The sequence below is a fragment of the Bradyrhizobium sp. NDS-1 genome (genome assembly GCF_032918005.1).
In the GTDB taxonomy this organism is placed as follows: domain Bacteria; phylum Pseudomonadota; class Alphaproteobacteria; order Rhizobiales; family Xanthobacteraceae; genus Bradyrhizobium; species Bradyrhizobium tunisiense.
This window is the reverse complement of record NZ_CP136628.1, coordinates 2,657,970-2,681,743: the sequence shown is the minus strand read 5'-3', so window position 1 is coordinate 2,681,743 and position 23,774 is coordinate 2,657,970. Positions and strand designations below refer to the sequence as shown.

Annotated in this window: 21 protein-coding genes; 8 read left to right on the top strand and 13 right to left on the bottom strand. The window is 64.1% G+C overall.

The annotated features are described in order from the left end of the window. Positions 1 to 126: 126 nt before the first annotated feature. Positions 127 to 444 carry a c-type cytochrome gene (locus RX330_RS12500; protein WP_212090965.1) on the top strand — a complete coding sequence of 106 codons (318 nt, stop codon included), beginning with the start codon at positions 127 to 129 and terminating at the stop codon, positions 442 to 444. A gap of 3 nt (positions 445 to 447) precedes the next feature. Here the strand turns inward: RX330_RS12500 and RX330_RS12495 are convergent, their stop codons facing one another. The 3 genes from RX330_RS12495 to RX330_RS12485 are packed head-to-tail and all read right to left on the bottom strand — an operon-like array spanning position 448 to position 3,461. Continuing rightward, positions 448 to 1,551, bottom strand: a complete 1,104-nt coding sequence (locus RX330_RS12495) for an ABC-type transport auxiliary lipoprotein family protein (protein WP_212090962.1) — start codon at positions 1,549 to 1,551, stop codon at positions 448 to 450. A 3-nt stretch (positions 1,552 to 1,554) separates the two neighbouring features. Further along, positions 1,555 to 2,322 (bottom strand): ABC transporter ATP-binding protein, encoded by a 768-nt coding sequence (locus tag RX330_RS12490; protein ID WP_317243210.1) that lies wholly within the window; start codon positions 2,320 to 2,322, stop codon positions 1,555 to 1,557. A 2-nt stretch (positions 2,323 to 2,324) separates the two neighbouring features. Next, entirely contained in the window at positions 2,325 to 3,461 is a 1,137-nt protein-coding gene (locus RX330_RS12485) for an ABC transporter permease (protein ID WP_317243209.1), read from the bottom strand. 58 nt (positions 3,462 to 3,519) lie between these two features. On the opposite strand from RX330_RS12485, the gene RX330_RS12480 reads away from it, so the two are divergent. Together RX330_RS12480 and RX330_RS12475 are read left to right on the top strand one after the other, a co-directional pair. Continuing rightward, positions 3,520 to 3,912 carry a hypothetical protein gene (locus RX330_RS12480; RefSeq protein WP_249153543.1) on the top strand — a complete coding sequence of 131 codons (393 nt, stop codon included), beginning with the start codon at positions 3,520 to 3,522 and terminating at the stop codon, positions 3,910 to 3,912. Further along, a complete protein-coding gene (locus RX330_RS12475) occupies positions 3,913 to 4,398 on the top strand; it encodes a phage holin family protein (protein WP_212090941.1) in 486 nt (161 codons plus the stop codon). It abuts the gene before it with no gap. Positions 4,399 to 4,405: 7 nt separating this feature from the next. Here the strand turns inward: RX330_RS12475 and RX330_RS12470 are convergent, their stop codons facing one another. Together RX330_RS12470 and RX330_RS12465 are read right to left on the bottom strand one after the other, a co-directional pair. Beyond that, positions 4,406 to 7,099: a bifunctional acetate--CoA ligase family protein/GNAT family N-acetyltransferase gene (locus RX330_RS12470; RefSeq protein ID WP_212090938.1), complete on the bottom strand. Its 2,694-nt coding sequence runs from the start codon at positions 7,097 to 7,099 to the stop codon at positions 4,406 to 4,408. A 64-nt stretch (positions 7,100 to 7,163) separates the two neighbouring features. Then, positions 7,164 to 8,003 (bottom strand): universal stress protein, encoded by an 840-nt coding sequence (locus RX330_RS12465; protein ID WP_317243208.1) that lies wholly within the window; start codon positions 8,001 to 8,003, stop codon positions 7,164 to 7,166. Between the two features lie 186 nt (positions 8,004 to 8,189). Here RX330_RS12465 and RX330_RS12460 point away from each other — a divergent pair, with 186 nt between their 5' ends. Further along, positions 8,190 to 9,722 carry an AAA family ATPase gene (locus RX330_RS12460; RefSeq protein ID WP_317243207.1) on the top strand — a complete coding sequence of 511 codons (1,533 nt, stop codon included), beginning with the start codon at positions 8,190 to 8,192 and terminating at the stop codon, positions 9,720 to 9,722. A gap of 25 nt (positions 9,723 to 9,747) precedes the next feature. Then, positions 9,748 to 10,722 carry a CHAD domain-containing protein gene (locus RX330_RS12455; RefSeq protein WP_317243206.1) on the top strand — a complete coding sequence of 325 codons (975 nt, stop codon included), beginning with the start codon at positions 9,748 to 9,750 and terminating at the stop codon, positions 10,720 to 10,722. On the opposite strand, the gene RX330_RS12450 is transcribed toward RX330_RS12455, so the two are convergent. Then, the gene (locus tag RX330_RS12450; protein WP_317243205.1) at positions 10,719 to 12,572 is read right to left on the bottom strand and encodes a PHA/PHB synthase family protein; all 1,854 of its coding nucleotides are present in this window, start codon (positions 12,570 to 12,572) and stop codon (positions 10,719 to 10,721) included. The genes RX330_RS12455 and RX330_RS12450 overlap by 4 nt on opposite strands. A 207-nt stretch (positions 12,573 to 12,779) precedes the next feature. Between RX330_RS12450 and RX330_RS12445 the strand changes: the two genes are divergently transcribed. Continuing rightward, positions 12,780 to 13,508, top strand: a complete 729-nt coding sequence (locus RX330_RS12445; RefSeq protein WP_212090927.1) for a CBS domain-containing protein — start codon at positions 12,780 to 12,782, stop codon at positions 13,506 to 13,508. Between the two features lie 42 nt (positions 13,509 to 13,550). Here the strand turns inward: RX330_RS12445 and RX330_RS12440 are convergent, their stop codons facing one another. From RX330_RS12440 to RX330_RS12430, 3 genes are all read right to left on the bottom strand, one after another. Further along, positions 13,551 to 14,009 carry a RidA family protein gene (locus RX330_RS12440; protein ID WP_375848855.1) on the bottom strand — a complete coding sequence of 153 codons (459 nt, stop codon included), beginning with the start codon at positions 14,007 to 14,009 and terminating at the stop codon, positions 13,551 to 13,553. Positions 14,010 to 14,028: 19 nt separating this feature from the next. Beyond that, positions 14,029 to 15,720: a benzoate-CoA ligase family protein gene (locus tag RX330_RS12435; RefSeq protein WP_317243204.1), complete on the bottom strand. Its 1,692-nt coding sequence runs from the start codon at positions 15,718 to 15,720 to the stop codon at positions 14,029 to 14,031. A 145-nt stretch (positions 15,721 to 15,865) separates the two neighbouring features. After that, complete coding sequence (locus RX330_RS12430) at positions 15,866 to 16,384, bottom strand: MarR family winged helix-turn-helix transcriptional regulator (RefSeq protein ID WP_317243203.1); 519 nt, start codon at positions 16,382 to 16,384, stop codon at positions 15,866 to 15,868. A 248-nt stretch (positions 16,385 to 16,632) separates the two neighbouring features. Here RX330_RS12430 and RX330_RS12425 point away from each other — a divergent pair, with 248 nt between their 5' ends. Both RX330_RS12425 and RX330_RS12420 read left to right on the top strand, forming a co-directional pair. After that, a complete protein-coding gene (locus tag RX330_RS12425) occupies positions 16,633 to 17,808 on the top strand; it encodes an ABC transporter substrate-binding protein (protein ID WP_317243202.1) in 1,176 nt (391 codons plus the stop codon). Between the two features lie 27 nt (positions 17,809 to 17,835). After that, positions 17,836 to 18,291 (top strand): cupin domain-containing protein, encoded by a 456-nt coding sequence (locus RX330_RS12420; protein ID WP_212090913.1) that lies wholly within the window; start codon positions 17,836 to 17,838, stop codon positions 18,289 to 18,291. A 9-nt stretch (positions 18,292 to 18,300) separates the two neighbouring features. Here RX330_RS12420 and RX330_RS12415 read toward each other — a convergent pair whose 3' ends face one another. From RX330_RS12415 to RX330_RS12400, 4 genes are all read right to left on the bottom strand, one after another. Beyond that, positions 18,301 to 19,551, bottom strand: a complete 1,251-nt coding sequence (locus RX330_RS12415) for a flavin-dependent oxidoreductase (protein ID WP_317243201.1) — start codon at positions 19,549 to 19,551, stop codon at positions 18,301 to 18,303. A gap of 51 nt (positions 19,552 to 19,602) precedes the next feature. Further along, positions 19,603 to 21,954, bottom strand: a complete 2,352-nt coding sequence (locus RX330_RS12410; RefSeq protein WP_317243200.1) for a bifunctional salicylyl-CoA 5-hydroxylase/oxidoreductase — start codon at positions 21,952 to 21,954, stop codon at positions 19,603 to 19,605. Between the two features lie 99 nt (positions 21,955 to 22,053). Next, a complete protein-coding gene (locus tag RX330_RS12405) occupies positions 22,054 to 22,890 on the bottom strand; it encodes an enoyl-CoA hydratase family protein (RefSeq protein WP_317243199.1) in 837 nt (278 codons plus the stop codon). 43 nt (positions 22,891 to 22,933) lie between these two features. Continuing rightward, entirely contained in the window at positions 22,934 to 23,695 is a 762-nt protein-coding gene (locus RX330_RS12400; RefSeq protein WP_317243198.1) for an SDR family NAD(P)-dependent oxidoreductase, read from the bottom strand. Between the last annotated feature and the right edge of the window lie 79 nt (positions 23,696 to 23,774).

Genomic DNA, 23,774 nt, shown 5'->3' with positions numbered 1-23,774 from the left:
GCCCCCCGGCCGAGCCGGCCACGCATCTGCATTTTACTGCACTGCGCCAAAGCCAGTTGACTCAGATCAAATTCGGGTGGCATCCCCGTCTTATTCTGCATCCAGCGTTCGACAGGATCACTTTCCATGCTGCAAGGCGCCCTGCGTCACGGCCTGATTGGGCTGCTTCTGATTACGCCTGCGCTGGCGGCTCCCACCGCCGAACAGCGCGGCAAGGCCTTTGCGCGGGCCAACTGCGCACGCTGTCACGCGATCGACCGCGTTTCCCGCAGTCCGCTCGAGGGCGCGCCGCCGCTGCGCACCCTGCATCGGTGGTATCCGATCGAGACCCTCGGTGAGGCGCTGGCCGAAGGGATCTACACCGGTCACGCCGACATGCCCGCCTTCGAGCTCAGTCCAGACCAGATCCACGACCTTCTGTCCTACCTGAAGACGCTGCAATAGGCGTCACACCGCCTGCACGGTCCACCCGATCAGCTCCTTGGCGATGCGGGCAAAGGCCGCGTCGAAGGCGGCGACTGAGGCGGCCGGCTCGACCTTGTCGAGCTTTTCGCTGGTCTCGACCAGGCGCGAGGCGACCACCTTGCCGTTCTTGTCGACGATCCGCGCCGACACTCCGATCTCGACCCGTGGCTCACCCTCCGTGGCAATCCGAAAGCGCCGAATGTCGATCAGGAGCTGATAATCCGCCTGGCCGAGGTCGGACGTGCGCAGCGGGGCGTGAGCGATGTCGTAATTCTCGAAGCTGTCGATCAGGCGCGCCTGGAACAATTTCGGAATGCTGTCGGACCAGAGGAAGTCCGCAAAGCCCGGTCTGTCCCCGGCGGGCGCGAACAGCATGCGCTGGGTCTGCAGCATTGCGACCGCGCTCGGCTCGGGAATGGCCAGCGACGCCATGAGCGTCTTGCCGGCCGGACCGAGGTTCTGCGGCGAGTGCAGGTCGTAGGTGACCTTCTGCGCAGGCGTACCGCCGCCGGTCATCTTCTCCAGGCCCGCCAGAATGCCGTCGATCTTGCCGGTGTTGCGCGCCAGCCCATCGGAGAACGTCTTCAGATTGGCTATCGTGTCCTTCAGCGGACCGGAATTGTCCTCGAGGACGGTGTCGACCCGCCGCAGGGCATCGCGCGCGGCCTGGGTCATGCTTTGACCGGCGCCGGCCTCGGCGATCAGGGTCAGGGGCTCGCCGGACTTGGCCATGATCACACCGCCTTCCAGCGTCACCACCGGCACGCCGGTCAGACCCTGGAATTCGAGACCGACCTTGGTGTCGGAACGCACCGGAGTGGCGGTGGCAACCGAGATCGTCGCGTTGACGAAGCGCGGGTTGTCAGGCGCGAGCCCGAGCTGGGTCACCTCCCCGACACGAATACCATTGAACAGCACGCCGGCGCCGACCAGAAGTCCCGGGACCGGCCCCTGGAATTGCACGTGGTAGTTCGTGCGCGGCCCGATGCCGCCGGTGTTGTTCAGCCAATAGACGAAGCCGAACACCGCGAGGATCGCGGCCAGCACGAAACTGCCGATCAGCACGTAGGGAGCGCGGGTTTCCATGTCTCATCTCATCTCGTGTTGCAGCATCTGCGAGCGCTTGCCGTGGAAATAGGCGCGCACCCAGGGATGCTCGGATTGCAGCAATTCGCGCATCGGGCCGATCGCCACGATCTTGCCGTCGGCGAGCGCGGCGACGCGGTCGCAGACCGTGGTCAGGCTCGCAAGGTCGTGAGTGACCATGAACACGGTCAGCCCCAGCGTCTTCTGCAGCGTCTTGATCAGCGCGTCGAAATCGCCCGCGGCGATCGGATCGAGGCCGGATGTCGGCTCATCGAGGAACAGGATCGGCGGATCGAGCGCGAGCGCGCGCGCCAGTGCCACGCGCTTGGTCATGCCGCCGGACAGCTCCGCCGGATATTTGTCCGCGTCCTGGGCGCGCAAGCCCACCATTTCGAGCTTGGCGATCGCAATCTCGTCCATCAGCTCCTGCGACAGGACGAGATTTTCACGCAAGGGAAACTGGACGTTCTGGCGGACCGTCAGCGAGGAGAACAGCGCGCCCTGCTGAAACAGGATGCCCCATGTCGTGGCTGCGCCGCGGCCGTGACCACCGGTGGGTTGTCCCATGACTTCGATGGCCCCGCCCTGGCGCGGAATGAGGCCAATGATGGTCCGCATCAGCACCGATTTGCCGCCGCCGGACGCCCCCACCAGCCCCAGGATCTCGCCCCGGCGGACGTCGAGCGACAGATGGTCGAGCACGATCTGGCGGCCGAAGCCGACCACGAGGTCGCGAACGCGGATCGCGAACTGGTCTTGCGATGCATCCATCGTCACATTCCGATCGACGCGAAGAAGATCGCGAACAGGCCGTCGAGCACGATCACCAGGAAGATCGACTTCACCACCGACGTCGTGGTCTGCCGTCCGAGCGACTCCGCGCTGCCCTTGACGCGCAATCCCTCGCTGCAGGCCACGATCCCGATCACCAGCGCCATGAACGGCGCCTTCAGGATGCCCACCTCGAAATGTGTGACTGTGATGGCCTCGTGCAGCCGCGCGATGTAGATCGCCGGCCCCATGTCGCCATAGAACTGCGCGACGAGACCGCCGCCATAGAGCGCGGCAATCGATCCGATGAAGGTGAGAATCGGCAGCGCAATGATGAGGGCCAGAACGCGCGGCAGGATCAGGACTTCGACGGGATCGAGCCCCATGGTCGAGAGCGCGTCGATCTCCTCGCGCATCTTCATCGAGCCGAGCTCGGCGGTGTAGGCGCTTCCCGACCGGCCGGCGACCATGATGGCGACGATCAGCACGCCGAGCTCACGCAGCACCAGGATGCCGACCATGTCGACGGTGTAGGACTCCGCGCCGAATCTGCGGAAATGGAAGAAGCCCTGCTGGGCGATGATGGCGCCGATCAGGAAGGTGATCAGCGCGACGATGGGAATCGCCTGCCACCCGATGCGGTAAAGCTGATACACCAGCGACGTCAACCGCAGCGAACGCGGCCGTCGCAGCACACCGATCACCGCCATGAACAATGCGCCGAGCATCTGGAGGAAGATCGTGACGTCTTCCCGCGCGCCAACCGTAGATTTTCCGAAATCGCCGAGCCTCGCCAGCACCGGATTGGGCGCAGCCGTCGGCGCCGGCGCATTGCGGTTGACCTGACGTACCTCGTCCATCAGCCCACTGAAATGATCGGCGACACCGACGAACTCGGTCGATCTGCCGGATGACGAAGCCCTGCGAGACAGCTTTTCCAGGACCCAGGCCCCGAGCGTGTCGAGCGCGCTGACGCCCGACATGTCCATGGTGACGACGCGCGACCGATCGACGTCGGGTCCCACCGACCGCGACAACGTCTCGAGCGTGACCACATTCGCGGCGGTCCAGGGCCCTTCGGGACGCAAGTTCAGCACGTCGCCGGACGGCGTTGCGAGCAACAGCGGTTCGTGGTTCACGCGTTCCACCTCATCGGGGCAATTGGCCCCCAGTCAGACAGCATTTCTAGGCCAGCATATGGCCGCCGGCTTGACCTGTCTCAAGACCCGGACCACGCCGCGGATTGACGCAAATCAAGCGCGATCGCGCGCGCGGGTCCTAGGCTTGCTCACGTTCAATGGGGATACCAAGTCCATGTTCAACAGTGACGGGATGAGCGAAGAACTGCGGGCGCTGAAGGTCGATGTCACACGCTTGCTGAGCACCGCCGGCGAAGAGATGTTCGAGAGCTCGAAGGATCGCGCCGAGGCGCTCGCCGATCAGATCCGGGCCGCGCTCACCGAACTCGGCGAGACCGTCGACGACGAGCAGGAGCAGCTTCAGGGGCTCATCGCGGAGCGCCCGATCACATCGCTCGCCTCCGCGTTCGCACTCGGCGTGATTGTCGGCTTCATGCTGAGGAGACACTAAGTGAATACCGAGAATGTGGTCAAACATCTGCGCGCGCTGTGGCGCACCGACCGGATCATCGCGGACATCAGGCTGCGCCATCTGTTGATCGGCCTCGGCCTGCGCGCCTTTGCGGCGCTGATCGCGGCGTTCGGGCTTCTGATGTTGGAGCTGTCTGCCTATTTCGCGCTGGTCCAGATCTGGAGTGCGATTGCCGCGGCGGCCATCCTCGGCGCCGTCAATTTTGCCATTGCGGCTGTTCTCTTCGCGATCGCCGGCCGCGCTCCGTCAGGGCGCGACCTCGAACTAGCCAGCGAAATTCACGACACCTCCATCGAGGCTCTCCAGCTCGAAGCGCGAGCCCTCCAGGCCCAGGTGTCGGGCGCCGTGCATCATCCGCTCAGCACGATCGTGCCTGTGCTGGTGCCGTTGATCGCGATCATCGTCAAGAACTTGCGCACAACGGCCAGGAAGTCTGCCGCAACGTCGACTGAAGCGGGCTCCTAGAGCGCGCTCAGAGCTTCAGCTTGACGTCGCAGATATCTGGCTCGGCGGGATCCGGCTTGACCTCGAAGCCGAGGTCCCGGCACATTTCGAGCATTACGATGTTCTCCTTGAGCACGTCGCCCGATATGACCTTCAGACCTTCCGACTTGGCGTAGTCGATGATCAGCTGCATGAGGGCCCAGCCGAGCCCCCTGCCCTTGAGATCGGATCGCAGCAGGATCGCGTATTCGCCGCTCTCGTAGATCGAGTCCGAATGGAGCCGGACCACGCCGACCATTTCGCCGGTGGCCTCGTCGAATGCAATGAAGGCCATCGCGCGCGCATAGTCGAGCTGGGTGAGGCGTGCGATGAACTCGTGGGTAAACTCCTTCATCGGCGCGAAGAAACGCAGGCGAAGGTCGTGCGCCGTGACGTGGCGCAGGAATTCGTGGATGGTCGGCTCGTCCTCGGGACGCAACGGCCGCACGAAGATGCGCCAGTCGTCCTTGACCTTGAGGCGGCGCTCCCATTGCGACGGATAGGCGCGAACGGCGAAATTGGCCGGGCCGGAGCCGACAAACTTCCGTTGCGGCGGCCCGACCGCGACGCGGGCATCCACCGCGGTCACGCCGGTTTCGTCCGCCAGCAGCGGATTGATGTCGAATTCGCGGATCTCGGGAATGTCGGCCGCCATCTGCGCGAGCTTGACCAGCACCATGGCGACGGCATCTGGCTTCACCGCCGGCACGTCCCGATAAGCAGGCAGCAACCGCGACACGCGGGTGCGGTCGATCAGGTCGCGGGCCAGTTGCAAATCGAGCGGCGGCAGCGCAAGCGCCTTGTCGTTGATGATCTCGACCGCGGTGCCACCACGGCCGAAGACGACCACGGTGCCGAAAGTCGGATCGTCGGCGAGGCCCAGGATGAGTTCGCGCGCCTTCGCCTTGACGACCATCGCCTGGACGATGACGCCGCCAATGCGGGCCTCGGGCCGCAGCTTTCTCGCCCGGGCGAGAATGTCGGACGTGGCCGCTCGCACGGCCTCGGGCGTCGTCAGATTGAGAACGACACCGCCGACATCGGATTTGTGGATGATGTCCCGCGACATGATCTTCAGCACCACGGTGCCGCCCTGTGCAAAGATCTCCTTTGCGTAGCTCACCGCCTGCTCGACATCGGCTGCCGCATAGGTCGGGACCATCGCGATGTCGTAGGCTTCGAGCAGGTTCTTGATCTCGACAGGCTCGAGCCATTCGCGGCCGTCCGCAATCGCGGCGATGACGATCTGCCTCGCTTCCCGGGCGTCCGGAACGAACGTATCAGGCATCGCGGGAGGAACCTGGCTCAGCTCCTCTACCACTTCGCGGTGTCGGACCAGATGCATGAAGCCGCGCACGGCGTCGTCTTCGGTCGGGTAGTTCGGCATACCGGCGCCGGAAAGCGCCTGAATGATGTGCTGATCGGCTCCAACCCAGGCCGCCAATACGGGCTTCGCCCAGCGACGATGCTCCTCGCGATATTTTCCGACAAGGTTCGTCACGGTCGTCGCGATGTCGGCCGCCGAGGCAATCGCCGTTTGCACGTTGAGGACCAGGACCGCATCATTGTCGCGATCGGCCAGCAGCACCTCCAAAGCCGCCGCGTAGCGCGAGGCGTCGGCGTCGCCCACGATATCGACGGGGTTTGCCCCGGACCAGGTCGGCGGCAGGACCGCGTCGAGCGTCTTGCGCGCCTCAGCCGAGATGGTCGCCGGGATTCCGCCGAGCTCGACCAATCGATCGACGGCGAGGACGCCGATCCCGCCACCGTTGGTCAGAATAGCGAGACGCTTCCCCGCGGGCGATTCGACTCGGCCGAGTGTCTCGGCGCAATCGAACAGCTCACGCAGATCGGAGACCCGCACCACACCCGCCCGGCGGAACGCCGCGTCATACACGGCGTCGGCGCCGGCGAGCGCGCCGGTATGCGTGGCCGCCGCCTTCGCGCCCTGCGCCATGCGGCCGGACTTCACCACGACGACGGGCTTCACGCGCGCGGCGGCACGCGCCGCCGACATGAATTTGCGCGCATCCTTGATGGACTCGATGTAGAGAAGGATCGCGCGCGTCTTGTGATCCATCGCGAAATAGTCGAGCAGATCGGCAAGATCGACGTCGATCTGATCGCCGATCGAGACGATGCCGGAGAAGCCGACGCCGCGCTGCGCAGCCCAGTCCACCATGCCGGCAGCGATCGCGCCCGATTGCGAGATCAGTGCGAGGCTGCCCGCCCCCGGCATATGCGCCGCAAAGCTAGCATTGAGGCTGACCCCCGGCATCATGATGCCAAGACAGTTCGGTCCGATCAGCCGCATGCCGTATTTGCGGGCCGCGGTGATCGCAGCCTCGTACAGAGATCCCGGTCCATGGCCAAGCCCGGCCGAAACGATCAATGCGCCCGCCGAGCCGCGACGCCCGGCCTGGTCGATGATGGCGGGAATCTCGCGCGCTGGCGCCGTGATGACCACGAGCTCGGGCACGAAGTCCAACCGGTCCAGACTCTTCACCGCGGCGACGCCGCCGATTTCGGCATGGCGCGGATTGACGAGGCCGAACCGTCCCTTGAATTCGGCCTTGTGAATGTTCTCCAGGACAGCGCGTCCGACGGAGGCCGGACGGGCGCTCGCACCGACGAGCGCGACTGAACGCGGCGCCAGCAGATGGTTCAGACGATAGGTTGACATGAAAGCAAGCGAGCCCGGTCAGCGACGGTTCGATGGTTGACGATCAGGCTGGAGAATAACGAGCCTAGTGTGAGATCATAACCCAGCATGGTGGCTGGCCAATGACGGTCTTTGTCACACCGCCCCACACGATCTCGTTCAAGCGCGAATGATGATAGGCGCCCATCACGATCGCATCCATTCCATGGGAATTCGCCCAGTTTCCCAAGATCTTGCCGATCGACCTGCCGCTGCCTCTAGCCGTTTCGAAGGAGGCGTGGACGCCGTGTTCCCTCAGATGATCGACGAGAGCGGCTCCGGATTGCACGACCGCTTCGGTCTTGTCATCCGTAACCGTCACCACGCGGACCGAGGCGGCCACCTGCAGGAGCGGCAGTGCATCGCCGACCGCCCGCGCCGCACGTGCGGAGTGATCCCAGGCGATCATGACGTTCTCGAATTCCGGCCGAAGTTCGTCCGCGTGATGTTCCGGACAGAGCAGAAGCGGTCGGCCGGATTCGAACAGGAAGGTTTCGACAATGGTCTCCGTTCGACTGTCGTGCGGCTTCACCGGAACCAGTGTGAGATCGCTGAAACGGGCGTGTTCCGCCAGGATCGCCGGAATCTGGTCCGCCGGCGCCTTGCCCGTTCGGCTCTGGGCGCGAATATTGGCGCAGGACGCCGCATTGGTGAATGCGTTCAGGAGCCGCTGCGCGTCGCTCGCCTCGCGCGAACTGCCGGCCTCGACGGCCTCGCGATCGTAGGGCAGCATCACCTTTGGCCGCTCGTAAACCTCTTCCTCAAGCGCCAGCGCGGTGATCCTGGCGCCGAGGTCGGCGGCGACGGCCACGCACTTCTCTATCGCAGCCAAGGATGGCCCGCGCGGCTGACCGACAAGCGGCAGAAAGACATCCTTGATGGGCATCGGATTCTCCTTGGCCCGCCACAATAAGCCGGCTTTCATCGAGACGCTTGATCCTCGTCAAGCCAAGGGAACTCGGTCCGGTGGTTCGCGGCGGGCGTTGATCGACGTCAAGGACTGGCCGCGATCCGCTCGTAGGGATTTGATCGTCGGGCGGACCGCCTCCCGACGCATCTGGATGTGCCAGACATGACAGACGATTCTGCGACCCAGGACCGGATCTTCGTGGCGCTCACCAATTCCGCTGAGCATCCGAACGTCAAGCGGATCGACACGCATGCGGCTTCGGTCCTTCTCGACGGCAGGCGTGCGCTGAAGATCAAGCGCGCCGTGCAGTTTCCGTTCCTCGATTATTCGACGCTCGAGAAGCGGAAGGCAGCCTGCGAAGAGGAGATCCGGATCAACCGGCCGCTGGCGCCGCAGATATACCATCGCGTCGTCGCGATCACCGAGGAGCCGGACGGATCGTTCAAGGTCGACGGCCCCGGCCGTCCGGTCGAGTATGCGGTCGACATGTCGCGCTTCGACGAAAACCGCACGCTGGATCATCTGGCAAGGGCTGGCCCGCTGGATGCCGCTCTTGCCTCGGCCGCTGCTGACGCGATCGTAGATTCGCACGCCGCGGCGGCCCGCGCCGGGAGCGAGGCATGGATCTCCTCCATCCCGGCCCTGATCGACGGCAACAGTCACGGCCTGCGAGCCGGCGGCCATTTCGACGCGGGGGACATCGAAAAGCTCGGCCAGGCCTCGCACGAGGCATTTCTGCGCGTTCGTCCCCTGCTCGAGGAGCGCGGCCGGAAGGGCTTCGTGCGCCGCTGCCATGGCGATCTGCATCTCGCAAACATCGTTCTGATCGAGGACGGGCCCGTGCTGTTCGACGCCATCGAATTCGATGCGCAGATGGCAACCGTCGACGTGCTCTACGATCTCGCATTCACGCTGATGGACCTGCTGCACCACGATCAGCCAGGTGCGGCCAACATCGTCCTGAACCGCTATCTCGCAGCGACGCCGGCCGACAATCTCGATGCGCTCTCGGCCCTGCCGCTTTTCATGTCCGTCCGGGCAGCGATCCGCGCACAAGTGGCCCTGGCGCGGCTGAAGCCCGCGCATCCCGATGACCCCGGCATCCTTGGCGAGGCAAGACGCTATTTTGACCTCGCGGGGGCGCTGATCCATCCCGCCGCACCGCGCCTGATTGCGGTCGGCGGCCTGTCGGGCACCGGCAAGACGGTTCTGGCGCAAGCGCTCGCACCCGTCGTCGCGCCGTCCCCCGGGGCCGTCGTGCTGCGCAGCGACCTCGTTCGCAAGCAGATGTTCGGGGTCGAGGATACGCACCGCCTTCCGCCCTCCGCTTACACGCCGGAACACGCGGCGCGCGTCTACGATACGCTGGCTCAGCGCGCCCGGAGGGTGCTGGCGCAAGGCCATTCGGCGATCATCGACGGCGTGTTCGCCCGCGAGGACGAACGGGACGCGATCGCCGCGCTGGCACGCGACCGCAACGTGCCGCTGAACGGCCTGTTCCTCGTTGCCGATCTCGCGACCCGGCAGATGCGGATCGGAAGCCGCCGGGGAGACGCATCCGACGCCACGGAAGAGGTTGCCGCGCTGCAGGAGCAATATAGTATCGGCCATGTTGGCTGGGCGACCATCGATGCATCCGGGACACAGGAGCAAACGCTCCAGAGCTGTCGGGACGCGATCGCTGAGGGGCAATAGGGCAAGCTGATTGACGCGGGCAAGGATGTCGCGACCCACCAAGAGCTCGACGGCGGCCAAGCATGCCAAGCCGGCGACGCGGCGCAATGCCCTGCCCGCGCGCCTCAGCCCCGGCATGGCCTGCGACACCGCCTTCCGGATCATCGCGCGCCGTCACCTCGACGCCGTCCTCGCTCAGCATGACGGCACCTGCCGCGGCGATCCCGACGCGCTGCACCAGATCCGAATCGCGTTGACACACCTGCGCACCGCCATCCGCTTCTTCTCCCCGATGGTCGACGACGCTGTGCGCCCGAATGTCTGGGCCGAACTGAAATGGCTCAACGGCCAGCTCGGCATGGTGCGGGACCTCGACGTGGCGATCGAGCGGGTCGTCGCTGAGAGTGGCGACGAGCTTGCCGTGATCGCCGAGCTTCAGCACTGGGACGAAAAGCGCGCCGAGAGCCACCGCCAGCTGGCGCGCGCGCTGCAATCCGCGCGCTATCGCCGCCTTGTCGAGCAGACCTCGACCTGGATCGAGAGAGGCCCCTGGTCGACCCGGCGCAGCAAGGAAGCCATCCGATTGCGCCGTTGCACGCTCGCTGACCAGGCGACGGAGCGGCTGACCGAATGGGAAACGACGCTGCTCAAGAAAGCGCGAAAGCTCCGCAAGCTCGACGTCGAAAAACGCCACAAACTACGCCTTCTCAACAAGCGGATGACCTATTCGATCGAGTCGCTCCAGGACCTGTTCGCCGGAGAATCGCTGACGAAACAGAAGTCCATCCTCAAGAAGTTGCGCAAGGCGCAACGATCGCTCGGACAATTGAACGACGATGCGCGGGGACAAACGCTGGCGGCGTCGTTGAACGGCGCCGGCCTCGATGCGAGCAATCGCTTCCTCAATCGCAAGCGGGAAAAGAAGCTGTTGCGGACGGCGTCGGCGGCCTATCGGAAACTGAACAAGACCAAGCCCTTCCGCTCCTCGGAGCTCGCGCCGAGCTCCGAGCCGGAGGTCTAGGTGTGAACGTAGTCTCCCGGCGCATCCGGGAGGCCGAGCGCATCTCCAAGCCCGATCTGCGGTGGATCGCAGGGCGCGCCGGACCGCGCCGCCAGCCATTTGGCCCATTCCGGCCACCACGACCCTTCAACGTGCGGGGCCAGCTTCAGCCATTCCTCCGCGCCGACATAGGGCGCATCAGCGGCTTTGGTCAGCACCTGATAGCTATGGCCGGGCTCCTCGGGAGGCGCAACCACACCGGCATTGTGACCGCCGCTGGTCAACAGGAACGTCACGTCTGCATCGACCTGATAGTGGATCTTGTAGACGGATCGCCATGGCGCCACGTGATCGGCGAGCGTGCCGACCACGAACATCGGAGCGTGAATATCGGAGAGCGAAATGCTCCTGCCTCCGACCTGATATCGCCCCCCGGCGAGATCGTTGTCGAGGAACAGTTTTCGTAGATATTCCGAGTGCATGCGATAGGGCAGCCGCGTTGCGTCCGCGTTCCATGCCATCAGATCGCTCGGTCGCGCGCCCTCGCCCATCAGATAGTCGTGTGACAGACGCGACCAGATCAACTCGTTGGAGCGCAGCAGCTGGAAGGCGCCGGCCATCTGCGTCGTGTCGAGATAGCCATGCTGCCACATCATGTCTTCGAGAAAAGCGACTTGGCTCTCGTTGATGAAGAGCGTCAGCTCTCCCGCCTCGGTGAAGTCAGTCTGGGCGGCAAGGAGAGTGACGGTACCGAGGCGGTTATCGCCGTCACGCTCCATTGCAGCGGCGGCGATCGACAGCAATGTGCCGCCCAGACAATAGCCGAGCGCATGGATCTTCCGCCCCGGCATGACCAGGCCGATCAAGTCCAGCGCCGCCATGACGCCCAGCCTGCGATAATCGTCGAAGGCGAGATCACGATCCCTCGCATCCGGATTGCGCCAAGAGATCGCAAACACGGTGAAACCTTGACCGGTCAGATATCCGACCAGCGAGTTCTGCGGCGAAAGATCGAGGATGTAGTATTTCATGATCCAGGCCGGCACGATCAGGATCGGCTCGGGTCGGACCTGCGCGGTGGTCGGAGAGTACTGAATCAGCTCGATCAGTTCGTTGCGGTAGACGACCTTGCCGGGCGACGCGGCCACCGTCTTGCCGACCACAAACTGCGCGTCATCCGCCAACCTCGCGTTGGAGAGCAGGCGCATCAGGTCGCTGCACCAATTCTGCCATCCGAAGACGAAATTTTCGCCGCCACTCTGGAACGCCTTCTCCAGCACCTTCGGATTGGCCGCCGCGAAATTCGACGGCGCCAGCATGTCGAGCATCTGCCGCATCGAGAACTCCACGATGGCTTCGTTGGTGTGCGAGACGCCTCGCACGCCGATCGCGGCATCGCGCCACCAGTGCTCTCCGAGCAGAAATGCCTGAGCCAGCAGATTGAACGGTGGGACCTCCCATTGCGGTCCACTGAAGCGGCGATCCCGGCCCTGCGGCTGGATCACCGACCACGGCTTCTGTCCCGGTGACGCCGTGTGCGCGACCGCTTCCACGAGCCTGCCGGTGTCGCGCACAGCGTTGCGGAAAATCTCCATCTGACGTTGTGGCGCCGCAGCGAGATGCGCCCCCCAATCGAGCCAGGCGAGCGACAGGGCAAGCGGCGAAATTCCGCCGGTGACCCGCGCCAGCATCGCATGGAACGCACGGTCGAGAGGGTATGGTTCTGACGCAGACAGAGGATCGGCGGCGGCCGCCATTCCTGCAAGCTTTTCGGGGCTCACGGTCGAGACTGCGCGACCCGCGGCGGGATCGACGGAGAGAGCCTGCGCCGCCGTTTCTTCGGTCCGGGGAAATATCTGGACGACGCTCATAGCTGAATGCTTCCTGTCGGCTCTGTTCTAATTCCACAGGATATGGCCCCGCTTCGCATCGGGGTTGAGCTGCATCAAATCCGGGCGCTTGTCGCAGTTGCTTAATCAGGATGGGCGGGCTTCGTCCGATTGACCTGCGTCAAACCGCGCCCGGATGCTCCAGCTAGTTTTCGCGCATCGAAATTCGACAAGCCAGCGGAGTTGTCCATGCGCGCCCACCAGATCATGACCCGGTCGGTCATCTCGGTTACCCCCGACACCAGCATCGTCGAGGCGGCAAATATCATGCTGAAACGGCACGTCAGCGGTCTCACGGTGGTCGACGATGCCGGCAAGCTGGTCGGCGTCGTCTCCGAGGGAGATTTCATCCGCCGCAGCGAAATCGGCACCGGGCGCAAGCGCGGTCGCTGGCTGAGGTTCATCCTCGGCCCGGACAAATCGGCCAGCGACTTCGTCCACGAGCACGGCCGCAAAGTCTCGGAGGTGATGACAGAATCGGTCGTGACCATCACCGAGGATACGGCGCTTGCGGAGATCGTCGAGCTCATGGAGCGGAACAACGTCAAGCGGCTTCCGGTAGTGCGCGGCGACAAGGTTGTCGGGATTGTCTCTCGCGCCAATCTGCTTCAGGCGGTGGCGGAGCTCGCACGCGAGGTGCCGGATCCGACGGCGGACGACGACCACATTCGCAGCCGTATCATGGATACCATGGAGAAGAAGGATTGGTGCCCATTCGGGCTGAACGTCATCGTCCGCAACGGCATCGTTCACCTCAGCGGCGTTATCACCGAGGAACGCGCTCGGCAGGCAGCCGTCGTCGCGGCGGAGAATGTCCCTGGCGTGAAGAAGGTGCACGACCATCTCTGCTGGGTCGACACCATTTCGGGCGTTTATCTGAACTCGCCCGAAGACAACGAACTCGCCAAGGCGAGCTGATCGAAGGCGAGCTGATCAAGGCGAAGCTGATCGCAGCAGAGTTCAGCGAGGGATGACGGCGGTGGCCTCAATTTCGACGCGCGCCGCCTTCTCCACAAGCCGAACGACCTGCACCAGCGCCATCGCAGGATAGTGCGCGCCGAAGATGTCGCGGTAGACTCTGCCCAGCTCCTTCAGATTGGCTAGGTACTCGTCCATGTCGACGACGTACCAGGTCAGGCGCACGAGATGCTCGGGCCGGGCTCCGGCCTCGGCAAGGATCGCGGCAATATTGCCCAAGGTCTGATGCACCTGCGCGACGAAGCCATCGGCGAGGCGCTCATCGGCATCCCAGCCAATCACGCCGCCGCTAACGACGATGCGCCCCTCGGCGGCCATGCCGTTGGCATAGCCCTTCGGCATCGGCCACCCCGACGGCTGGAGCACCTGCACCCGCGGACGGGCGTCATTCTCGGCTGCGGTCGGTAGCGCCGCCAGTTGCGGGCCTTTCGGCGTCGTCACGGACAATTCTCCATCCCTCTCATTCCGCCGCGACACCCGAAGACGACACAGCGGCCTGCGCCAGTTGCCGCAGGGCAAAGCGCTTCAATTTTCCGGTCTCGGTTTTCGGGAGTTGCGTCACGAACTCGATGGCGCGCGGATATTTGTAGGGCGCGATCTCGCGTTTGACATGCTCCTGCAACTCGGTCACCAGCGCGGCGTCCGGCGTCACACCGGGCGCGGCGATAACATAGGCCTTCACGATCATGCCGCGCGCCTCGTCCGGGGCGCCGACCACACCGCACTCGGCGACCGCCGGATGCGTGAGAAGCGCCGCCTCGACATCCGTGCCGGCGATATTGTAGCCGGCAGACACGATCATGTCGTCGGAGCGCGACTGGTACCAGAAATAGCCATCGCTATCCATCAGGTAGGTGTCGCCGGTGATATTCCAGCCGTTCTGGACGTATTTGCGCTGGCGCTCGTCGGCGAGATAGCGGCAGCCGGTCGGCCCGCGCACCGCGAGCTTTCCCATGGTTCCCGGCGGAACGTCACGGCCCTCATCATCGACGATCTTGGCTTCATAGCCCGGAACGGGCTTTCCCGTAGCGCCGGGACGGATCTCGTCCTCGGTCGCGCTGATGAAGATGTGCAGTAGCTCGGTTGAGCCGATGCCGTCCATCAACTTGATGCCGGTGGCCTTGAGCCAGGCGTCGAAGGTCGGCTTGGGCAGGGTCTCGCCTGCGGAAACACATTTGCGAAGCGAGGAGATGTCGCGGCCCGGAAGCTTGGCGATCATCGCCCGGTATGCGGTCGGCGCAGTGAAGCAAACCGTGGTCTTGTACTGCTCGATCGCCGCCAGCATGTCGTCCGGCGTCGTCTTCTCGAGCACGACGAACGAAGCGCCGATATGCATCGGAAACAGCACGCCGCCGAAGCCGAACGTGAATGCGAGCGGCGCCGAGCCGACGAAGCGATCCTTCTGCTCGGCCCGCAAGATATTGCGCGCATAACCGTCGCAGACCGCGAGCATGTCACGGTGGAAATGCATGGTGCCCTTGGGATCGCCTGTCGTGCCCGACGTGAAAGCGATCAGGCAGATGTCGTCGGACGCGGTATCGACCGCCCTGAACTCCGGGCTCGCATCGGCGATCAGCGCCTCGAGCGTGGTGCCCGGACCGCTCCCCCAATAGACCACCTGCTTGAGACCGATTGCGGCGGCTTTCGCCTTCTCCATCTCTTCGGAGAGCTTTCCGTCGCATAGCGCCAGCGCAATCTCCGCCTTCTGGATCGGATAGGACAGCTCCTTGGCGCGCAGCAGCGGCATCGTCGCCACCACAATGCCGCCCGCCTTGATCACCGCGAGATAGGTCGCGACCATCATGGGGTTGTTGGCAGAGCGCAGCAGCACGCGACCGCCGGGGACAAGGCCGAGCTTGCCGACCAGCACGTTGGCGATGCGGTTCACCAGGGCTTGCAGCTCGCGATAGGTGTAGCTGACGGCGGGGCTGATGACGCAAGGCGCATCGCCAAGTCCCTGCTCGACCCAGCGGTCGAGGAAATAGCTGACGCAATTCAATCGCGGTGGATAGTTCAGCTCCGCTCGCGTGAAGATGAACTCGGGCCAGAGCTCGCGCGCCGGCAGATGCTGCTGCGCAAACGTATCGACATGGGCCGTCGCGGCGTTGCCGTCATGCGAGCCCGTTACTTGAACCTTGGCGGCGTTGGCCATCGCACGCTCCTTTCAGCATGGATTGCACCCGGCAGCACGATCTGGAAAACATTTTAGGCTTAAAGCAATTTGGCGCAATAGCGGATTTTGGGCATCCGGTGCTTTTTCCTGCGGCAAAAGGGATTGGCGGCCCACCGGCCCCCGCTTACGGCCGGCGGCGCGCGGCCGATTTCTGCGCCGACGCCTTGGTCTTGGCGAGAAGCCGCATCAATTCGCGCACATCCTTCGGCGACAGATCGGCGAAGAGATCGGCGATCCAGGTCTCGTGCTCCGCAGCCATCCTGCGGAACTCGGCACGGCCGAGCTTCGTGAGGCGGATCACCTGGACGCGGCGGTCGGTCTCCGAGGTCCGACGATCGAGATGGCCGGATTCCACAAGGCGCTCGACGAGACCCGTGACGTTGCCGTTGGACACCATCATGCGCTTGGAGACATCGGACAACGTCATGCCGTCAGGGGCCTTGTCGAGCTGCGCCATCAGATCGAAACGGGGCAGCGTGACGTCGAACCGCTGCCGCAGCCGGCCACGCACCTCGCCCTCGATCAGGGTCGTGCAGGTCAGCAGACGCAACCACAGCCGCAACTCGTCGGCATGGTCTTCCGGCGTTTCGACAGCCTTGGTCTCGGAATCGAGCATCCCGGTGCAGTCACTCTCGGCGGGCATTGGCGCCAGCACGGATTCCCCAACATTTTGAGCTTCAAGTAAATTGAAGCCGGCCGCAAGTCCAAAGCTACAACAATCGACCGCAGATGAGTTTCTTTAAGCTTCAAACAATTGGCGCGCCACTTGCATGCGCACTGCCTGCCCTGATGGCGGCGCCTTGAGCTTGCTTGCCGCGGCAGCCATCATCAGCATAAGCTTGGATTAGAGTACGGCCTGCAACGCTCGCCGATAGTCACGAGGGACAGATCATGAAGATGCAGATGACCTTGGCCGCAGCCGCCGCGCTGCTTGGCACCGCGATGACCCCTGCCCTCGCACAGGAGAAGATCAAGCTGGGCGTGATCGTGACCCTGTCGGGGCCTGCGGCTGCACTGGGCCAACAAGTTCGCGACGGCTTTGCGCTTGCGGTGAAGGATCTCGGCAGCAAGATGGGCGGCCGCGATGTCGAGGTTGTCGTGGTCGACGATGAACTCAAGCCGGACGCGGGAGTGACCAAGGTCAAGGGCCTCCTGGAGCGCGACAAGGTCGACTTCGTGATCGGCCCGATCTTCTCCAACATCCTGCAGGCGATCCACCGGCCCGTGACGGAATCGAAAACCTTCCTGATCAGCCCCAATGCCGGTCCGTCGACGTTCGCCGGCAAGGACTGCAATCCGTTCTTCTATGTCACGTCCTATCAGAACGATCAGGTTCACGAGATCCTCGGCAAGGTCGCGCAGGATCGCGGCTACAAGCGCATGTACCTGATGGTGCCGAACTATCAGGCCGGCAAGGATTCGGTGGCGGGCTTCAAGCTCGACTACAAGGGCGAGATCGTCGAGGAATCCTACATGCCGCTGAACACCCTGGACTTCCAGCCGGAGCTGTCCAAGATCTCCTCGCAGAAGCCCGATGCCCTGTTCACGTTCATGCCGGGCGGCCTCGGCGTCAATCTCGTCAAGCAATACCGGCAGGCCGGGCTCGCCGACAGCATTCCGGTGCTCTCGGCCTTCACGGTGGATGAATCGACCCTGCCGGCACAGCAGGACGCGGCCGTCGGCATGTTCGGCGGCGCCAACTGGGCGCCCAATCTCGACAATCCCCAGAACAAGAAGTTCGTCGCCTCCTACGAGGCCGCCTACAACGTCGTGCCTGGAACCTACGCCTTCCAGGCGTATGACGCCGCGATGCTGATCGACAGTGCGGTCAAGGCCGTGAAGGGCGACCTCTCGAACAAGGACGCCGTCCGGGCCGCGCTGAAGAAGGCCGACTTCACCTCTCTGCGCGGCGCCTTCAAGTTCAACACCAACGGTTATCCGATCCAGGATTTCTACCTGACCAAGGTTGCCAAGCGGCCGGACGGCAAGTTCCAGACCGAGATCGTCCAGAAGGTCTTCGAGAATTACGGCGATCGCTACGCCAAGGACTGCAAGGCGGCGAACTAAGCCGCGGCGGATTATGGGAGGACTTCAATGAGCAGCGAAATCACCGGCATCACTCGGGCCAATGAGGGCATCCAGGGCATTTCCTGGAACATCCTCGGTCAGACCTATGTGCCGAAGAGCTATGCCGAACACAGCTTCTCCTGGCATGCGACCTTGCCGCCGGGCACGTTCGTGCCGCCGCACATTCACCCCGACCAGGATGAATATCTCTACATGCTGGAGGGCAAGCTCGACTTCATGCTCGGCAATTCGGAGTCGCAGGCGACCGCCGGCGACCTCATCCGCCTCGGCATGGGCGTGCCGCACGGCATCTTCAACAAGTCGGAACAGACTGCAAAAGTGCTGTTCTGGGTCTCGCCAAGCCGCAAGCTGTTCGACCTGTTCTGGGGACTTCACAACATGAAGGAACAGAAGCCGGAGGACGTGGTAGCGATGGCGGCTGAGTTCAACATCCACTTCCTGCCGCCGCCGCCCGGCAGCTAGCCGCGCGTCTTAGGCGCGGACCGCGGCAAGTCCCGGCACTGCGGCGAAGCCCGCCTTGGTGGCATAGCCGCGCACGATGGCTTCGCGCTGGGAATAGCTCAGGACATTGTCGACATTGTCGAATCCATCTGGCGCGAGCTGCTCGACGGCGTCGATGACGCCCTCGGGGCCGCCGCGCCGGTTGGAGCGGACGATATCGGCCGTCATGGGCAGACGCTTTTTCTCATACTCGAGCAGCGCCTGGCGCGGATGCTCGGCACGCACCAGCGAGTCCGCGAGGCAGCGCGCATCGAGAATCGCCTGTGATGCCCCATTGGAGCCGACCGGATACATGGGGTGCGCGGCATCGCCGAGCAGCGTGACACGTCCGGACGACCAGTACGGCAAGGGATCGCGGTCACAGGTCGGATATTCGTAGAATTCGGGCGTCGCCGAGATCAGGCTCCTGATGTCGACATAGGGCACGGAGAAGCGCGCGACGTGGGGCATCAGCTCTTCGCGGCGACCCGGCCGCGACCAGTCTTCCTTCCGCGGCGGCGGCACATTGCCCTCGCCGACCTTCACCAGCACGGCCCAATTGGTCAGGCGGCTCGCCGGGCTCGATCCTTCCGCGATCGGGTAGATCACCACCTTGGCATTGAGGCCGCCGGCCACGATCATCGACTTGCCGGTGAGGAACAGCGGCCAGTCGCGCGCACCGCGCCATAGCATCAGGCCGTTCCAGCACGGCGGGCCCTCGTTCGGGAACAACGTTTCGCGGACACGGGAATGGATACCGTCGGCACCGATCAGGATATCGCCGCGCGCGGTGTGGACATGGGCGCCCGCACGATCGAAGAAATAGGCGGTGACGCCGCCCTCATCCTGTGTGAACGCACCAAGCCGGCAGCCGGTGTGGATCGCCCCCTGCCCGAGCCGCTCCTCGACCGCGCGATGGATGACGCCCTGGAGGCGGCCGCGATGGATCGAGAATTGCGGCACGTCGTGGCCGGCGTCGATGCCGCGGGCTTCTCGCCAGACCTCCTGGCCGTGGCGGTTGAGATAATAGAGCTGATCGGTGCGGATCGCGACGTCGTCGAGCTTCTGCAACAGGCCGAGACCTGCGAGCTCGCGCATGGCGTGCGGCAGCGTGTTGATTCCGACGCCGAGCTCGCGAATCGTGTCGGCCTGCTCGAAGATCTCACAATCCAGGCCGCGCGAGCGCAGCATCAATGCCGTGGTGAGACCACCGATACCGCCACCGATGACAATCGCCTTCATCGCCCAAACTCCACTCGAAACACAGGCAATGGGTTAACGTCGCACGGGCGGTCACTCCGCCGCAAGCGGCTTTGTCGCCTCCGCCTTGAGCTCGGCCCGGGTCTTGGGCTTAGCCTTAATTCTCAGCTCCTCGAGGTCCTGCCGGTCGCGGACGCTGTTGCGGAAAATTTGCTCTTTTCCGGGAAGATATTGCGGCGGACAGAACGCCTCGTTTGCCCCGTACCAGGCCGCCGCCTTCATGGTGAAGAACGGATCGACCAAATGCGGCCGGCCGAGTGCGACGAGATCCGCCCGGCCGGCGGCCAGGATGGTATTGGCCTGGTCCGCGGTCGTGATGTTGCCGACGCACATCGTGGCCACGCGCGCCTCGTTGCGGACCTGATCCGAGAACGGCGTCTGGAACATGCGCCCATAAATTGGCTGCGCATCGCGGACGGTCTGTCCCGTCGAGACGTCGACGAGATCGACACCGGCTTCGGCGAAGGCCCGCGCGATCGCCACCGCGTCGTCGCCGGTGATGCCGCCATCGGCCCAGTCAGTCGCGGAAATGCGCACCGACATCGGCTTGTGCGACGGCCACACCAGTCGCAGCGCCTCGAAGATCTCGAGCGGGAAACGCAGACGGTTTTCGAGCGAACCGCCATATTCGTCCGTGCGATTGTTCGTCAACGGCGAGATGAAGCTTGCGAGCAGATAGCCGTGAGCGCAATGCAGCTCCAGCATGTCGAAGCCGCAGCGCTCGCCGCGCTCGGCCGCCGCAACGAAAGCATCCCTCACCGCGTTCATGCCGGCGCGATCGAGCTCGCGCGGCACCTGGCTGTCGGGGAAATAGGGCAACGGCGACGCCGAAGCGATCTCCCAGCCGCCTTCTTCCAGCGGACGGTCCATGCCGTCCCACATCAGCTTGGTCGCGCCTTTGCGGCCGGCGTGCCCCAGTTGCAGGCAGATTTTCGCGGCCGAATTGCCGTGGACGAAATCCACGATGCGACGCCACGCGGCCTCTTGCTCGTCGTTCCACAGGCCGGCGCAGCCGGGCGTGATACGGGCATCGCGGCTGACGCAGGTCATCTCAGTGAAGACCAGCCCCGCGCCGCCGATCGCGCGCGAGCCGTAATGCACGAGATGGAAATCGGTCGGCACGCCTTCCTTGGCCGAATACATGCACATCGGCGACACCACCGCGCGATTGGCGAGCTCCATCTCGCGCAATCGGAACGGCTGGAACAGCGGCACCATCGGCCGCTCGGTGTCGACATCGAAACCGCTGCGGCGCACCTGGCTGGCGAATGACTTTTCGACCTCGGCCACGAAATCGGGCGCGCGAAGTTTGAGATTGTCATACGTGATTGCCTTCGAGCGCGTCATCACGCCAAAGGCAAACTGCACGGGGTCGAAATCCCAGAAGCGATCGACATGCTCGAACCAGACCAGCGAGACGTCGGCGGCGTGCTGCGTCTTCTCGACCTCCTCACGGCGGCCATGTTCATAAAGATCGAGCGCCGCCTTGGTGCTCGGCGCGTTCTGCATGGCTTCGGCCAGCGCAATCGCGTCTTCCATCGCGAGCTTGGTGCCGGATCCGATCGAAAAATGCGCGCTCGCCTTGGCATCGCCAAGCAGCACCATGTTGTCCTTGACCCAGCGCTTGCTGCGGATCATCGGGAAATTGCGCCACATCGAACGGTTGGTGAGCAGCTTGTGTCCATCGAGGAACCAGCCAAAAATCTCGGCCATCCGCGCGGCGGACTGCGTCTCGTCCAGCCCCGTCAGGCCGGCCCGCTCGAACGTCTCAGGATCGGTCTCGAAGATCCAGGTCGAGTGTCCGGCCTCATATTGATAGGCGTGAGCGATGAATGGACCCCACTCGGTCTCCTGGAAGATGAAGGTGAAGGCGTCGAGCGGCCTTGTCGAGCCCATCCAGGCAAACTTGTTGGAGCGGACGTCGACCTCCGGCTGGAAATGATCAATATATTTCTCGCGGAAGCGGCTGTTGATGCCGTCGGCGATCAGGATGAGATCGGCATCGGCGAAGCGGGATTCGTCGTCGACGTCCACCTCGAAGTGCAGGACGACGCCAAGCTCGCGGGCCCGTTCCTGGAGGATCAGAAGCAGCTTGCGCCGCGAGCAGCCGCAAAAGCCGTTGCCGCCGACCCGGTGGACGGTGCCGCGAAAATGCACGGCGATGTCGTCCCAGTAGGCGAACTCCTGGGTGATGCGGCGATAGCTCGGCAGATCGTGCTTCTCGAAATTGTCGAGCGTCGCATCCGAGAACACCACGCCGAAACCGAAAGTATCGTCGGCACGGTTGCGCTCATACACCGCGATATCGGCGCCCGGACGCTGCTTCTTGAGCAGGATCGCAGCGTAGAGACCCGCAGGTCCGCCACCGATGATCGCGACTTTCATGGGAGCCTCGCCAATTCACCCGGCCATGAAACTATTTTAAGCCTAAAATAATTTCGCGCAAGTCCCCTTAGCTGGCGTAGCGCCGGCAAAGGCGTCCGTTCAATCGCCCCTGAAGACCGGCTTGACCTTGTTGGCGAAAGCCTCGAAAGCGCGCGTGAAATCGGCCGTCGTCATGCACAGGGCCTGGGCGACGGCTTCCGCCTCGATCGCTTCCTCCACAGACATTGCCCATTCCATCGCCAGCATCCGCTTGGTCATGGTGTTGGCGAAGGTCGGCCCTTCCGCGACCTGCTTGGCCAGCGATTGCGCCTGGGTCAGCACCTGCTCCGGCGTCACGATGCGGCTGAAGAAGCCCCAGCGCTCGCCCTCCTCCGCGGTCATGAACCTGCCGGTGTAGAGCAACTCGGAGGCGCGGGACTGTCCGATGATCCGCGGCAGGATCGCGCAGGCCCCCATGTCGCAACCGGCGAGGCCCACCTTGTTGAACAGGAACGCGACCTTGGCCCCGCTCGCCGCGAGGCGCATGTCCGAGGCCATGGCAACGATCGCACCGGCCCCGGCACAGATGCCCTCGACCGCGGCCACGATCGGCTGCGGGCAGGCCCGCATCGCTTTGACGAGGTCGCCCGTCATCCGCGTGAAGGCGGTCAGCCCCTTGGTGTCCATCTTCACCAGCGGACCGATGATCTCGAACACATCCCCGCCGGACGAGAAATTGCCACCCGCGCCGGTGACGACGATGGACTTGACCTCGTCATCGAACGCGCAGGCACGGAAGAAATCGGTCAATTCCCGGTAGCTTTCGAACGTCAGCGGATTCTTTCGTTCGGGCCGGTTGAGCGTGACCGTCGCAACGCCGTTGACCACCGCCAGCAGGAAGTGCTGCGGCGAATAGTCCGCGAGCGGAATGGTGACGGGATTTGCTGGTCTGCTCATGCGATCTCCTTGGCTTCCTTGTTCGGCGCCTGCGCCATGTACGCTAGACCTCGCCTCCGGCGACCGCAATCGCCTGCCCAGTGATCGCGCCGGCGCCTTCGCCGCACAACCAAAGAACCGCGTCTGCCACCTCCTGAGGCGTGATCAGGCGTCCTTGCGGATTGTGCTTGGCGAGCTCTGCGATCGCCTGCTCGCGGCTACGCCCTGTCTTGGTCATGATGTTCTCGATACTGCCCGCGACGAGATCGGTGTCGGCGAAGCCAGGACACACCGCATTCACGGTGACATTGCTGCCGGCCATCTCGAGGGCAAGGGAGCGCACGAGGCCGATCACCGCGTGCTTGGCCGCGCTGTACGCGCTGACATAGGCGTAGCCTTTCAGACCCGCCGTCGACGCGACCGCGACAATACGGCCGTAGGGACGGCCCTTCATGCCCGGCAGTACAGCGCGGGCGGCGTGGACCACGCCCATGAAATTGACATCCATCATGCGCGTGAAAAGAGCGGTGTCCGACTTGGTGAATGGCGCGGATTCAGCGCTGCCGGCGTTGGCAACGAGAATATCGATCGGCTGCCGCGCGCTCGCCTCGGCAATGGCTGCCTTCAACGACGCCTCGTCGGAAACGTCGGCGACGGCCGCAAAATGCGCGGCGCCGGCGTCGATCGCCTCTGCGAGAGTCGCGGCGTTCCGGCCGAGCACGGTCACGGTGGCGCCGGCACCGACGAGAGATGCCGCGATCGCGCGGCCGATGCCGCGACCTCCACCTGTCACCAGCGCGTGCGGCGAGTGCGGCAATCCGGACATGCGCTGGCTCCCTGAGGTGCTTATCGTTCTCCGATATATTTTAACCTTCAAGTTTTTGCAACGAGAGCGGCGCTAGCCG